Source organism: Natrinema saccharevitans (genome assembly GCF_001953745.1).
Taxonomy (GTDB): Archaea; Halobacteriota; Halobacteria; order Halobacteriales; family Natrialbaceae; genus Natrinema; species Natrinema saccharevitans.
Genome location: NZ_LWLN01000002.1, coordinates 162,944 through 176,489, shown reverse-complemented (window position 1 = coordinate 176,489; position 13,546 = coordinate 162,944). Strand labels below are relative to the sequence as shown.

The window sequence follows — 13,546 nt, the reverse complement described above, 5'->3', positions numbered from 1 at the left end:
AGTTGTTGAGCCCGTAAGTCTGCGAAACAGTTTTAGTATCGTCACAGCGCCGACCCGCGGGTCGTGGACGGATCTCGACTATGGCTGATAGCGCTCGCGGTCAACTACCCCACCCGAAGCGCCTTCGGCGCTTTGAGGGAGGGGCTTGTCCGTGGACTCGGCTTGAACTCGGTCGTCTCGCCGCTTTCATCCGTCACCGAGACGTCGACCACCGCCGTCTGCTCGCCCTCGAGCGCGTCGGCGAGGGCGTCGCGTTCGACGCCTGCCGCCGTAAGACCGGTGCCGAGCGGACCGTTTCGGAGGTGACGTCGCGATTACCGATTTCGGTCCCAACGTCGGAAACCGGCTCGTCTCTCAGCAGCCACATTCGGGCGTCCTCGGTCTCGAGGCTGTCCGGATGAAAGGGGTGGATCGGGTGGAAGGTATGAGAGACCGTCTCCCGTCAGGCCAGATCCGAGAGGCTCTCGCCGACGCGGAAGCCGATCGGTTCGTCCACCGCCTCGGAGCCGAGTGCGACGCCGAGCAACTGCTCGTCGGAATCGTCGATCGTCACCATTTCGCTCGCCTGCGATTGCCCGTCTATGTCCGTCCCGGTCAGTTCGACGTTCGCTTCGTACGATCCGGCCTCGCCCCACACGTCGTCGTACACTGCGACGGACTGTTCGTCGTCTCCGGAGGCCGCCCCTTCGTCGTCTCCCGAATCCGACGGAGCGAGATCGAACGTCTCGTCGAGGGCCGTCTCACCGGCGGGATCGACGACCGCAATGGAACCGGTGACTCGCCGATCGGTTTCGTTGAACACGTTGACCTGTTCGAGCAACCGATCCCCGACGAAGTCCATCACGGTCGTACAGCCAGCCGTTACCGCCAGCAGTGTCGTTGCGCTCGAAGCGAGAACCGCTCGTCTGGTGTCGGTGCCGTCTCGAGACGTCCGTTTCTGGCCACCATCTCGGCAGCGAGTGGTGCCACTCGAGGGAGCGTGTCCGTCCATGGTTCGGGATCAGTGTCCCTCGATCGCATCGATGACCATCGCGGCGGCCACGACCGGAGCCCGCGGGACGGAACTGGCGTCGTCGATCTCGACGTCGTACCGGTCTTTCATCGAGAGGTGACCCGAGATCGAACCCACGTGCCCGCCGTCGGCGTCGGTGATTTCGTAGCGGTGCGGAATCACGTTCCCCAAGAGCCCCGTTCGGAACAGTCCGACGAACTTTCGAGATGTGATCGCCGCCAGTTCGGCGTCGGTCTCGGGGTCGCGGATCGTCCAGCTCGCTCCCGTGACCTGCTCGAGGAGCGAGTACTCGTGGTCGAGGACGACGACGTCATCGCCGCTCCGAGCGTCCGTGAGAACGTACTGGCCCTCGTAGTCTCGGATCTGCTGTGCCTTCACCGTGAACACGTCTTCGCCGTCCGCGTCGACGAACGGGAATTCCTCTTTGAGTTTGAACGTCTTTTGCTTCCCCTCGAGAACCGTATTACCGCGGTCATCGAGGGCCGTGTACTTATTTCGTATCAGGTTCTGTTCGACGGTGTACCGGTCGGCCGAGAGGTCGAGCCCCTCGATATCGTAGTTCGACGCCTCCATGGACAGTCCCTGTGGCCACGGAAGCAAGAACCCGGTTGCGGTGTCTCTCGCTCCGAAACAGTCCCGTCTCCGCACCAGCGACTGTATCCGCCGTCGCCGTCGTTCCTCGTGCGCTGTCGCAAAGCGTTCGGCTCTGCTGAAACCCATTTGTTAGACACTGTCCTCGGTGAAAAGGCCGTTATGCAGGACTGCAAACGGATCGCCAGGGTTCTGCCACTTGCGAGGGGAGTTTCGGTACTCGTGCGAAATATAGGCATCTATCGGTTACTTGGAAATGAAAACAAAGTTTCATTATGAATGCTTTGAATGTCTGGCGCTACTACTCGTACTGATGCGACGGACAGTAGTCCCGTGATTCATGGACCAAATTATAGCACCGGCGATAATCACAGAATTTGGTAGAGAGATTCTCGTATACCGATTGGATATTGGAGTTATCCTTGTCTGCGCAATCAGTACAATAGTAAGTTGTGAACCATTCCTCAGGGTCAGTAAACTCAATCTCAACCGTATGCGTTGCTTCGGAGTCACAGTCGTACATACGACAAGACGTTATGTCGTCTGATTCTTCTCCAAGCACCGCGTTGAGTATCATCCGGACGCTTTCGTGACCTTCAGCGATCGTTTCGCCTTGTTTTGTTTCGATTCTTGGACCACCCCACATCCCAATAGATTCGAATTCCACACATTGATTGAACTTGTCTCTGAACTCCGCACACGTTGTGCACCGCTCGTGAGTCGAGAAGTTCAGTGGAAGGTTAAATTCGTCCTCATCGAATGAACGTTCGACTGGCATTGTACATCTATATGTGATTTTGAAAATCCTCGCAGACTGAAATCAGTGCTGTGGTACTGGCAGATATGGGGCCTCACACTCAGAGAACCCAATAGACGATACTTCTGCTAAATTCATCCTCTCAATACAGCACACCGTTATTGACAACAATCAGAGTGACCGGTGCTGGCTTGATAACTGTCCTACCTGTACTTACCATTGGCTCACGATCTCCTGACCGACTCTACCGTTCTTCTCGGACATCGTGTCTGGAGGAACTACGTCTGCGTATCTATCGGCAGAACGTGTTCATAGTCAGCATTCGATGTCAGCGACCTGCCCCATCTGCGGGCGCTCGTCGCTGGGATGTGCAGACCAGAAATGGAACCGAAGACAGTAGTCCTCGTCGAGGTCGTCAACGCCTAGAATGTCCACACTCCCTGCGAAATCCTCGACGGCTCCGTGTAACGCGACGGGAGAGACTTCTTCGTTCGGCGTCATCGTCACTCGCTTGTCAACGTCCGCGTCGATGTGGTGTGATTCCCAGTCCAGCACACCAGCTTCGGTTTCGAGCGTAAGGTGGAACGTCCGTGCTCTATCGTCCGCATTCCGAAGTTCGACGTTCACTTCTCTGAGGGAGCCGGCAGACGTGAACGAGCCTATACAGCCAGTGAAGCCGGATACCACAGCGGTCGCGCCGAGAAGAACTTGGCGACGTTGCACACCTCGGGACACGCCCGGCACTGGTAAGTCTGTTTCCTATACTGAACAGCAACTACAGGTGCGTAGTCAGCACGCAATGTGCATCATCTATTGAAGTCACAATACAGTCAAAATATTCATGTGAATCACTGATAAAAATCCTCGTATGGCCGCCAATAGTAGTATTGGAGTTCGAGACCTCAGGTTTGGTCTCCTAAGTCTTGTTGCGGTTGCGCTCACCCTCATTGCACAGTTTGTGTGGATGGTCATCATCGATTCCTCGGGACTGGACGTGTACGCGCCAGACTTGCTCTTTATGCACATCCTCCCAGCATTCACTCTTGCCCTCATCCCCACTGTTGCTGCCCATTATTTATACACACAGAAATGGTCTCTCATCACAGGCGGAGTCGTGTTCGTTGCGAGTGCTATCGTCTCAACGTTCACAATTCAGTTCTTTATGCTGTGCGGCCCGGGGTGCTGAATACACGCCCTGTACTGAACAGCAACTACAGGTGCCAACGTATCAAAACCGATTTAATAATTCATTCATTTGAATGCGTTAATAACATGGACGTGATGGATTTCTTTCAGACTCTGACACTGTGGTTTGTCATCCTGATTTTCCTTCAGACGGGTTCTGGAAACTCAGGGCCGTTATTCACCGCTATCTCTCTCTTCGCAATTATCCTCGTATTTGCTCTTCCACTCTTTCTCCTCATCGTCTTAGTTACTGGACTGAGTGATAACTGAAGTAGCTGTACTTACCGCGATTCACGCTCTCCTGTCCCGACTCTGTTCCAATTCTCGGACACCGTCCTTGCGGTAACTACGTCTGCGAACTGAGCGAAGAACTTTTTGTGGAATCAACGGAATACGAGAACGGGATGGATACCAGCCGTTCCAACCATGGTCTCGCGGCGTATTTTCTGTTTCTTCTTGGCGCAGTTTTCATTGGGCCACTCGAAGCTGTATTGGGGTTGGCGCTTTACTGGCTCCTTGGAAGGCAGGAAGAGTCACCACAGAATGAATCGTAGTTGCGCCAGTACTTCCTACTTTCAGCCGATACTACGGACGTGATCTATTTCACCTGCCCTATACATGTTGTTAGTCTTATACTTCGGAAACCCACCGGTGTTTCCGGCGTTGAGACACTGGCTCGGGGTCTATTTGTTTCCCGTCCCATCGTTCGGACATGGAGGTGAGCAAGACGAGGATAGCGAGCATCGTTGCGGTCACGACCGCACTCGGATACGCGCTCCATCGGCGCCGCTCGACCGATTCCTCTGACAGCCATGGCGACGAATAGGTCCCCCGCTGACGACGACAGCCGACAGGCACAACCGCTCGCAGACAAGTCCACGCCCGTGGCAATCCTGTTAGCGTTCGTCCTCTCGCCGGCCGCGTACTACTACGTCGGCCGGACGAAGCTAGCGGTGATCAACTTCCTCACGCTGAATTACCTGTTGCTGGGTATCGTCATCGTTCCGCTGCACGTGTACAAGATCATCAGTGACGCCAAAGCCGAACGAGGTGACCAGACGACAGTCCGTTGAGGAAGGCGATCCCGCTCGCCCGACCCCTGTCGCTCCGCAATGCCGGAGTTAGTCACTGCCAGTTAACACGCCATCCGTCCGCCGACACTCTCCTTTTCAGCCCGGTCGCGACGTATATTCGGTGTCGTGGAGACGAACGGTCACGACGCTCCCCGTCGGCTCGTTCTCACGGAAGGAGAGGTCCCCGCCCAGTTGCGTGACGGCCCAGTTGACGAACCAGAGCCCGATACCGCTCCCGTGTTCGAGTTGCGTCTCCGTTCCGTTATCCAGTATTTTTCGCTCTCGAGTCGGGATCCCCGGTCCGTCGTCCGCGACGACGAGTTCGGCGGCACCGTCGGGACTCGATCGGACCGTGATCTCGATTCGGGGCGAGTGGTCCGCGTGCGTGATCGCGTTATCGACGAGTTCCGACAGCACGCGTCGGACGACGGACCGGTGCGACGAGACGAGTAACTCGTCCGGACTGGACAGCGAGACCTCACACGGGCGTTCGGCGGTTCGGTACTGCTCGACGACTTCCCGCGCGACGGCTGCGAGGTCGACCGGCTCAGGCGAACCCGCACTGGCGGTCATCACGTCCTCGGCCTCCCGTGCCTTGCTGCTGAGTTCGACGAGGTCGGTCGCGCTGTCGCGGATCCCGTCCCGCACGTCCTCGTCGTCGATACGGTCGGCGTATGCGAGGACGACATCCAGTTCGTTCCGGACGTTGTGTCGGAGAACGCGGTTGAGTACCGAGAGTCGCTGTTCGCGCGTCTGGCGGTCGGTCACGTCACGTAACAGCACGATTCTAGCGACTGGGTCGGCCTCGCCACCGGGATCGCTTTCGGCGTCGCCGACCGCTGAGACGCTGAACTGGAACCGTCGGTGTCCCTTCGTCGTTCGGAGCGGAATCGTTCCTGTAGCGCCCGCCGAGAGGTCGCTGCCCTCGAGACCGGAGACGATCGAATTGATCGGATCACCGATCATCGATTGCGGGGGCCGACCGAACAACTCCGCGGTCGTCGCGTTCGCGTCGAGGACGTGATTTTCCCAGTCGAGTACGATAACGGCCTCTTGCAGCGCCTCGACGACGCGTGTTCGGGCGACGTAATCGGCCTTGGGAAAGCCGGTCATCACCGGATACTGCCGTACTGCGACTGCGAACAGCCCGCCGGAGACGAGGAGACCGACGGTGACGCCGTCCGCGACGGGGTCGCTACTCCCCATCCCGCCGGCGAGATACGGTGCTGCGACCGCCGTGATCACGATCGCGGTCTGCCCCCTCGAGATACGGGCGTGGTTCCACCCGTGTCCGATCAGGAGATAGGTACCGTACGTGAACAGCCCCAGCAACAGCATGATCTCCGTCCCGATAAACGATGCGAGCAGTTGCTCGCCGACGGTGGTCGGGGGCCGAACGGCGACGACGAGAGCGCTCAGGGCGATCGGGGCCGCCATCACGAGGAACATGGCGAGACGCCACCGGGTGAGACCGGTCCCCCGACCGGTGTAGCTGAGCGCGTACACGACCCAGACGCCCGGAACGATGATCGCGACGCCGAACTGGCCGAGGTCGACGACCGCCGGCAGCAACGGAACTGCCGACGTTCCCGGCAGTTCCGCCAGGACGGACAGGGACCCGAGGATCGTGAGGATCGCCAGTATGGCGATGAACGGGGCCGCGCTGGGTCGGTCGCGTGACTGGACGGCCAGCCACGTCGTCCAGCCAAGCAGCGCGACCGCTGTGACGTCGAGGGCGACGGCCGCGGACGTCCCGACGAGCGACATCGGTTGCTCTCGTACAGTGTTGACAGCAGGATGTAATGAACGCAGTGGTCTCGGTCCAACGACGGAGCGACAGTCCGTCGGCGGCCCCAGGGAGCAGCGGAGAAACGAACCGACGGATCACAGATCTCCGCTCTCGAGTTGACGGGAGCCGATCAGCAGCGGTACCGTAATCCAACCGACGAGGATCACCAGCGCGACCCACCAGTCGACGAACGCCGGCACGCCGTCCCCGACGTACCGATTCGCCCGCTCGATATCGAACCCGGCGTGGAGGAGGCGAGCGTACGCTTCACCGGGTTCAGCTAACTGGAGGAACAGTGCCCAGTCGGGCGTCCCGAGACTGGTGTCGAAGCGGTGGAGAAACGCCACGGCGAACGAGCTAAGGGGACGCCAGAGACCGACCAACAGCAGGTAGCCCCCGACCGCGCCGTAGGTGATCCGGCGATCCGCCGTGACCGACGCCGAGAGCGCGACGGCGACCGCGACGAACGACGCGCCGTAGAGGGCGGTCGCAAACAGGAACCACGGATACGCGATCGCGCCCGTTGTCCCGTACCGCAGCGCCGCGTACAGTCCGGCGATCGACAGCCCGAACAGCGTCGGTACCAGCAACGTGACCGTCCGACCGACCGCCGTTCCCACGAGCACCTCCCTGCGGGACTGCGGCAGCGACAGCGAGAGCAAGAGGCTCCCGTCGGTCCGGTCGTCGGAGATCGACCGATAGCCCAGCAAGATGCCGAGTATCGGCAGGAAGCCGTCGACGAGTCCGACCGAACCCGTGACGAACCCCGCGAACGTCCCGTCGCCCGCCGAGGCGTACGCGATGGCATAGCCGCCTGACAGGACCGATAGCAACCCGAGCAGCAGCCACAGTGTCCGAGAGCGGCTGGCATCGTGAACGTCCTTGCGTGCGATATCCCGCCAACTCATGAGAGGTCACTCCCGGCAAAGCGGCTGTACGTCACCATCACGGGGCCGATCAGCCAGAGGAGGAAGACGGCCAGTGCGGCCCACTCGCCGAGGTACCACGGGCCGTCGACGGTCGCACTCGGATCGAAAAAGCCCGCGGTGACCCGCTGGAAGACGGCACCGGGATCGAGGTCGACGACGAACCGGACGGGGTCGGGAAGGCTCCCATCGACGAGCCCGGCTCGAGCGAGCCCGTACCGGAGTCCGTCGGCGATACCGTCCCAGACCAGGACGAGCAGGAAGAACAGCCCGAACGCGACCACGAACGCGCGCTGTTTGGTCGCGGTCGAGAGCGATGCGGCGATCCCGAGGTTGGTCCAGATCGCGCCGAACGCGACGGTCGTCGCGACGAAGCCACAGAACCGCACGGCCTCGAGTCGGCCGAACGGGTAGACGACGAGTCCGGCACCGACGACCATCGCGGCGAGGATGGCGCCGCTCACCAGCCCGACGCGGCTCATGACTTTCCCGAGAACGAAGTCGTCGCGTCCGTGTGGCAGCGACAGCGAGAGCAACAGCGAGCCGGACTCGCGCTCGCTGACGACCGCGTCGTGGCCCAGCAAGACGCCGGTCAGGGGAACGACGGTCGCGAGCCAGCCGTCCACGAACCCGGCGAAGCGAGCGGTCGTGATCGGCTCGGATCCGAACACCGGATAGAGGTACGCGGCCGCGAGGATCGTGACGGCCGGCAGCCCCAGTACCAGACGAGTCGAGCGCGGCGTCGAAGCGAGCGCGGCGTCCGTCCGGGCGATGACCCGCCAGTTCATGCTCTGCCGCCCCGCGTGTATGCGGCGAACATTTCCTCCAGAGAGGCTTCCTCGGTTCGGAAGTTCACCACGTCCGCACCGAGGCGCTGGAGTTCGACCACGACGTCCATCTTCGCGTCGTTCGTACACGTGACCTCGAGCGTCGTCCCGTCGCTGGCCGTCGCCGTCTCGACCCCGTCGACGCTGCGGACTGTCTCGGTCGTCGCGTCGTCCAGTTCGTCGACGTCGATCAGGAGCTTGGTACCGCCGCCGATCGATTGGCGGAGCCCGTCGATCGTGTCGACGGCGACCAGTTCGCCGTCCTGCAGGATACCGACGCGGTCACAGATCGCCTCGACCTGCTCGAGGATGTGACTCGAGAAGAAGATCGCAGCGCCGCGGTCGCGCTCCTCGCGCAGGATCGATCGGATCTCGGCGGCCCCGTTCGGGTCGAGCCCCGTCGTCGGCTCGTCGAGGAGGAGGAGGTCGGGGTCGCCGACCAGTGACATGCCCAGTATGAGGCGCTGTTTCATCCCCGTGGAGTAGTCGCTGGCCGGGCGGTCGGCCGCCTCCGAAATCCCGACGCGGTCGAGGATCTCGGCGGGATCGTCGGCGGCGGCCTTCGACCGGACGGCGTACTCGAGGTGTTGGCGACCGGTGAGTCGGTCGAACACCGAGTAGCCGTCTGGGAGGACGCCGACGCGCTCGCGCGCCGCGACCCCTTCGCCCTGGCAGTCGTGACCGAACAGTTCGACCGAACCGTCGGTCGGCCGGACGAAGTCCAGCAGGACGTTGATAAACGTCGACTTGCCGGCGCCGTTCGGGCCGAGGAACCCGAATATTTCACCTTCCTCGACCGAGAGGGAGACGCGATCCAGTGCCGTGACCGTTCCGTACCGCTTCGATACTCCGTCGGCGGTGATCGCCGTCATAGCCGCGGCTTCGAAGACGGGAGAGAAAACGGTCGCCGCCGTGTGTCACGCCGAGAAACACCGTTCGCAGGACGCCGGCCGTCGGTCGTCGTGTCGGACGGTCGAAACATGTTTCAACGGGGTTTTCGCTATTACTAGAGTGTTCGTCTATGGGTCAGGGTCGCAACGATGAACGTGTGACATCCTCGCCCGCCGTAAACGGCGGGGCTTCCTACAAGGGAAGCCTCGCGTTGAGGGAGGTTTCAGGACTCGAAGGCCGCAAGCGTCGTCTGTCGGGATTGCCGACTCGGCATGCGGTGTCCTGTGGCCGTGTCACAACGGCTCCCATTCCGTGGCGAGTCATCGCGCTCCGGTTTCCAAGGAACGCTCTCTCCCCACGGATCAAAGCGACCGGCGATATTCGCGGCCGCGTTGATATCCGCTTGATACTCCGTCACCCAACACTCCGCGTTCGTACACTTGAACTCGGCTTGCGACCCTCGACGACCGATGTGACCACACGCGTGGCACGTCTGGGACGTGTAGCCCGGGTTCACGAACTCGACCGGAATACCGACTTCGAGAGCCTTGTCTTCGATACGGTCGATGAGTCGGGCAAAGGCCCACGCGTGGAGTCGCCGGTTCATGTACTTGCCGTAGTCCAAGTTCTCACGGATGTACGACAAGTCCTCGAGTACGATTACCGGGTCCTCGAAGGACTCAGCGTATTTGACGGCTTCGCGAGATGCCTTTTCGATGATATCCGTCAAGGCGTTCTGGAAGTGGTCGAACCGTTCGTCCACGCGCCAGTCGGCGTCACGGTCTTGGAGGCGCTTCAGTGTCGTGTGCATCTCTTTGCGGAGTGCTCTTGCACGACCGCCGTCGTAGATATACGGTTGGGTCGGAGTATCGTTCTGACAGGCACAGCCCGTCAGAAGCTTGGACTCACCGATATCGAACCCGATTCGAGTCGGGTCGTCTGGCGTCTCAGGTTCGACGATCTCGTACTCGACAGTGACGTGCAGCACCCAGCTCGTTCGGTGTTGCTGCAGTCGGAACTCGCCGACGCTCACGCTTTCGTCGAGCAGGTCGAACCAGAGCGATTCCTGTTCGGGGTTGATCCGAAGTGGAATCCAGAACGCGTTACCACGCCCGGCCTGAGGAACGCGCCAACAGAACTCGTGCATACGATCGCCGGAATGATCGATCCGGAAGCCACGGCTCGTGAACCGAACTGGGTGACCGTCCTCAATTTCCGAGGCGTTGTACGTCCGTCGGAGTTGCGGGACGTAGTTCTTGAGCGCGTCTTTCGCGTAGGACGTGAGCGAGTAGCCGGTGACGACATCGTTGACCGCCGACTGCGTGTCCGCACCGCTCTCGAAGGCGGCCGAGAGCGCACGGCGGTAGGTCGCCACGGTCCGCTCGAGCCGTTGCTCTTTGTCCGTGGTGGGCGGAGCAAGTGTGGCTTCGAGCGTTTTCGTGGCGGTCGTTTCAGTGGCCATTCGACAGGACAGTCTACGCAATCGATGCACATAAACTGCACGGATACGATAATCATGTGTGAGCAAATCAATCCGATTCGAAGTAGACGACGAACAGTACGAGCGGTTGAAAGAAATCAAAGACAAGCGCGGCTACACCTGGAAGGGGCTGATGCTCGAAGGCGCGGAAGCGTTGGACACCGGGGAGCCGTAGCAGGGCGAGTTGAGACACGAACGAACGCGATTCCTCCCCGCCCCAAGGAGCGGGGTTTCCTCGCTACCGCAAGATGACGGACCGCCGCGATGACGATCGGACGGACGAGTCCGAGACCATCACGATCGATGCCGTTCCGGTGCCGGTCATGGGGTACGACGCTTCGGCCGGAACGCCGGAGATCGCAGCGACGAACGATGCGTTCGATGCGACCTTCGACGCGGCGTCGACCGGAACGAGCGTCGGCGACTGGCTGCGTCGGAACCGCGCAGTCGACGACTCGACGATCGCGACCGCCTGCGATCAGCTCGCCGCCGGGAACGCGATCGATATGGAGATCGGCGTCCGCACGGACGACGCTGAACGCCGATCGCTCCGGCTTCGCAGCGCCGGTCGCTCGAGCGACGACGATACCAGCGACGGAGCGGACGGCGGGGACGCGGTTGACGGGTACGTCCTGATAACCGAACTGAAACCGACGAGCGCCGATCCCGTCGAGTTCGACCGCGTCGCGAGCGTCATCACGCACGACCTGCGGAACCCGCTCGACGTCGCGAAGGCACACCTCCGGGCGGCGCGGGAGACCGGCGAGACGGACCACTTCGATCAGGTCGAAGAGGCCCACGACCGGATGGAGCGGATCATTCGAGACGCGCTCACGCTGGCCCGCGGGGACCGCGCGATCGATGCTTCCGAGAACGTCGCGATCGCTGCCGTCGCATCGGACGCCTGGGCGACCGTCGAGACGGAGGCCGCGTCGCTCGAGGTCGCCGAGGACCTCCCGCGGCTCGATGCCGATCCCGACCGGCTCCAGCGGCTGTTCGAGAACCTGTTCCGGAACGCCGTCGAACACGGTTCGACGAGCCCTGACTCGGCCGCTCGTCGAGATACTGAGCACAGTTCGACAGACGGCCCCGACGCGACCGAATCGGCCCGTGACGAACCGGTCCATGTCCGGGTCGAAAGCGCCGACCGTGGGTTCTCCGTCGTCGACGACGGACCCGGGATTCCAGCTGCCGAGCGTGAGCGAGTGTTCGAGCCCGGGTACTCGTCGACCGACGCAGGGGGCGGAACCGGTCTCGGATTGACGATCGTCGAGCGGATCGCCCACGCGCACGACTGGACCGTCTCGGTCGCCGAAGGATCACGCGGTGGTGCGAAGTTCGAGTTTCGCCCGATCACAGACGATGACTGACCGATCTGATGACGAGACGGCGGCGGGTGGCAGCGATTCGGACACGATGGACGATCGATTACGACGGGCACCCATCGGGATCATCGAAACGACGGCGGACGGTCACGTCGTCGACGTCAACGACGCCGCTGCGACGGTACTGGAGACCGATCCGTCCGCGCTACGCGGGACGGCGATCGGTGAGAGTTTCCCGAAGTCGGCCGTCGGGACGCTACGGGAGGCCTTCGACGGCTCGTCACCGACGCCCGCGTCCTTCGAGGAGTACTACCCGCTGATCGACCGGTGGCTCGCGGTCGACGTCCACGTCGACGGGGGTGCGCTCGTCTACGTTCGGGACCGCACGCCCCGCAAGGAACTCGAGCAGACCGTCGATCGGGTCGACCAGCGACTCGACCGGATCCAGCGGATCAACTCGTTGGTCGCGACCGTGTTGCAGCAGGTGATCGGCACGTCGGACCGGTCGGACATCGCCCGGACGGTCTGCGAGCAGTTGGGCGGGACCGACCTCTACAGGTTCGCGTGGGTCGGCGACCGGTCGTTCTCCGAGGAGCGTCTCCGGGTACTCGCCGCGGCGGGCGACGCAGCCGACCTGCGCGAGCGGATCGACGAGAGCCTCGAGGACGAGCGCACCGTCCCCGGTCAAGCCGCCGTCGCGTCCGGCGAGACGCAACGTCACGAGAGGATCGCCGAAGACGATACCGTTCCCCGCGGTATCCGTCGCGCGGCGTTCGGTCACGGACTCCAGTCGTGTCTGGCGATCCCGCTTGCATACCAGGGGACCGTCTACGGCGTCGTAACGGTATACTCCGGCCGGGAAGACGGATTCAGCGACCAGGAGCGAGTCGCCCTCGAGACGCTGGGAAGCCTCGCGGGGTTCGCGATCAAGGCCGGACAGCAGGAGGACCTGCTGGTCGCCGATACGGGTACCGAGGTGACCGTCGAAGTCCGCGACGAGACGGTGCCGTTCGTCGATGCCGCCCGCGAGGCCGACCGCGTCCTGTCCGTGGAGGGGGCGGTCCCTCGCGGCGACGGCGCCGTCGTCTGCTATCTCACTGCCGACGGCCCGATCGAGGGCGTCGACGACGTACTGACGGACCGCGCAGCCGTCGCCGACGTGCGACAGATACGGGCCGAAACGGAGCCGCTCCTCCAGGCAACCGTCACCGGCGACACACCGGTCACCGCGCTCGCGGCGTGGGGTGCGACGATCGAAGGCGGCGAGTACGGTGCCGAGTCGGCTCGACTCGTCGCCGAAGTCCCGTCCGACGGCGACGTCCGACGGCTGCTCGAGGCCGTCGACGCCGTCGTTTCGGAGACGCAACTCGTCGCCAAACGGGAGACGACTCGGACGCCCGGGTCGACCGGGGGGTTTCAGGAGACCCTCGACGAGCGCCTGACCGACAGGCAACGGACGGTGCTTCGGACTGCCCACCTGTCGGACTACTTCACGTCGCCACGCGGGAGCAGTTCGGCAGAGGTGGCGGAGACGCTCGACATCGCCGGCTCGACGATGCTGTATCACCTCCGACGGGCGGAGCAGAAACTCGTTGAGGCCTTTTTCGACGCCGACTCGGCGGCGAACGCAGGGACTTCGGAGACGGGTATCGACGAGGGAGGACCGAGTACGACCGACGGAACGTAGCTC

Annotated in this window: 13 protein-coding genes; 5 read left to right on the top strand and 8 right to left on the bottom strand. The window is 62.2% G+C overall.

Annotated elements, in window-relative coordinates:
- Positions 1-442 precede the first annotated feature (442 nt).
- The 3 genes from A6E15_RS18360 to A6E15_RS18350 all read right to left on the bottom strand — a co-directional run bounded on the left by A6E15_RS18360 (position 443) and on the right by A6E15_RS18350 (position 3,083).
- Positions 443-841, bottom strand: coding sequence for a hypothetical protein (locus A6E15_RS18360; protein WP_245800622.1), 399 nt, complete (start codon positions 839-841; stop codon positions 443-445).
- Between the two features lie 159 nt (positions 842-1,000).
- Complete coding sequence (locus A6E15_RS18355; protein WP_076148600.1) at positions 1,001-1,585, bottom strand: LURP-one-related/scramblase family protein; 585 nt, start codon at positions 1,583-1,585, stop codon at positions 1,001-1,003.
- Positions 1,586-2,675: 1,090 nt separating this feature from the next.
- On the bottom strand, positions 2,676-3,083 hold the full coding sequence (locus A6E15_RS18350; RefSeq protein WP_076148599.1) for a hypothetical protein: 408 nt from the start codon (positions 3,081-3,083) through the stop codon (positions 2,676-2,678).
- A 145-nt stretch (positions 3,084-3,228) separates the two neighbouring features.
- Between A6E15_RS18350 and A6E15_RS18345 the strand changes: the two genes are divergently transcribed.
- Positions 3,229-3,546 carry a hypothetical protein gene (locus A6E15_RS18345; RefSeq protein ID WP_076148598.1) on the top strand — a complete coding sequence of 106 codons (318 nt, stop codon included), beginning with the start codon at positions 3,229-3,231 and terminating at the stop codon, positions 3,544-3,546.
- A gap of 883 nt (positions 3,547-4,429) precedes the next feature.
- Entirely contained in the window at positions 4,430-4,618 is a 189-nt protein-coding gene (locus A6E15_RS18335) for a TM2 domain-containing protein (protein WP_245800621.1), read from the top strand.
- A 96-nt stretch (positions 4,619-4,714) separates the two neighbouring features.
- On the opposite strand, the gene A6E15_RS18330 is transcribed toward A6E15_RS18335, so the two are convergent.
- The 5 genes from A6E15_RS18330 to A6E15_RS18310 all read right to left on the bottom strand — a co-directional run bounded on the left by A6E15_RS18330 (position 4,715) and on the right by A6E15_RS18310 (position 10,513).
- Positions 4,715-6,385, bottom strand: coding sequence for a sensor histidine kinase (locus A6E15_RS18330; protein ID WP_076148595.1), 1,671 nt, complete (start codon positions 6,383-6,385; stop codon positions 4,715-4,717).
- Positions 6,386-6,502: 117 nt separating this feature from the next.
- Positions 6,503-7,315 carry an ABC transporter permease gene (locus A6E15_RS18325; RefSeq protein WP_076148594.1) on the bottom strand — a complete coding sequence of 271 codons (813 nt, stop codon included), beginning with the start codon at positions 7,313-7,315 and terminating at the stop codon, positions 6,503-6,505.
- A complete protein-coding gene (locus A6E15_RS18320) occupies positions 7,312-8,121 on the bottom strand; it encodes an ABC transporter permease (RefSeq protein ID WP_076148593.1) in 810 nt (269 codons plus the stop codon). The genes A6E15_RS18325 and A6E15_RS18320 overlap by 4 nt, the downstream gene beginning before the upstream one ends.
- On the bottom strand, positions 8,118-9,032 hold the full coding sequence (locus A6E15_RS18315; RefSeq protein ID WP_076148592.1) for an ABC transporter ATP-binding protein: 915 nt from the start codon (positions 9,030-9,032) through the stop codon (positions 8,118-8,120). Before A6E15_RS18315 ends, A6E15_RS18320 begins: the two co-directional genes overlap by 4 nt.
- 242 nt (positions 9,033-9,274) lie before the next feature.
- Positions 9,275-10,513 (bottom strand): RNA-guided endonuclease TnpB family protein, encoded by a 1,239-nt coding sequence (locus A6E15_RS18310; RefSeq protein ID WP_084177418.1) that lies wholly within the window; start codon positions 10,511-10,513, stop codon positions 9,275-9,277.
- A 58-nt stretch (positions 10,514-10,571) separates the two neighbouring features.
- Between A6E15_RS18310 and A6E15_RS21755 the strand changes: the two genes are divergently transcribed.
- The 3 genes from A6E15_RS21755 (at position 10,572) to A6E15_RS18300 (ending at position 13,543) form a co-directional block, all read left to right on the top strand.
- Complete coding sequence (locus tag A6E15_RS21755; protein WP_277612955.1) at positions 10,572-10,706, top strand: hypothetical protein; 135 nt, start codon at positions 10,572-10,574, stop codon at positions 10,704-10,706.
- A 73-nt stretch (positions 10,707-10,779) separates the two neighbouring features.
- On the top strand, positions 10,780-11,901 hold the full coding sequence (locus A6E15_RS18305; protein ID WP_076148591.1) for a sensor histidine kinase: 1,122 nt from the start codon (positions 10,780-10,782) through the stop codon (positions 11,899-11,901).
- Positions 11,894-13,543, top strand: coding sequence for a bacterio-opsin activator domain-containing protein (locus tag A6E15_RS18300; protein WP_076148590.1), 1,650 nt, complete (start codon positions 11,894-11,896; stop codon positions 13,541-13,543). Before A6E15_RS18305 ends, A6E15_RS18300 begins: the two co-directional genes overlap by 8 nt.
- Positions 13,544-13,546 lie beyond the last annotated feature (3 nt).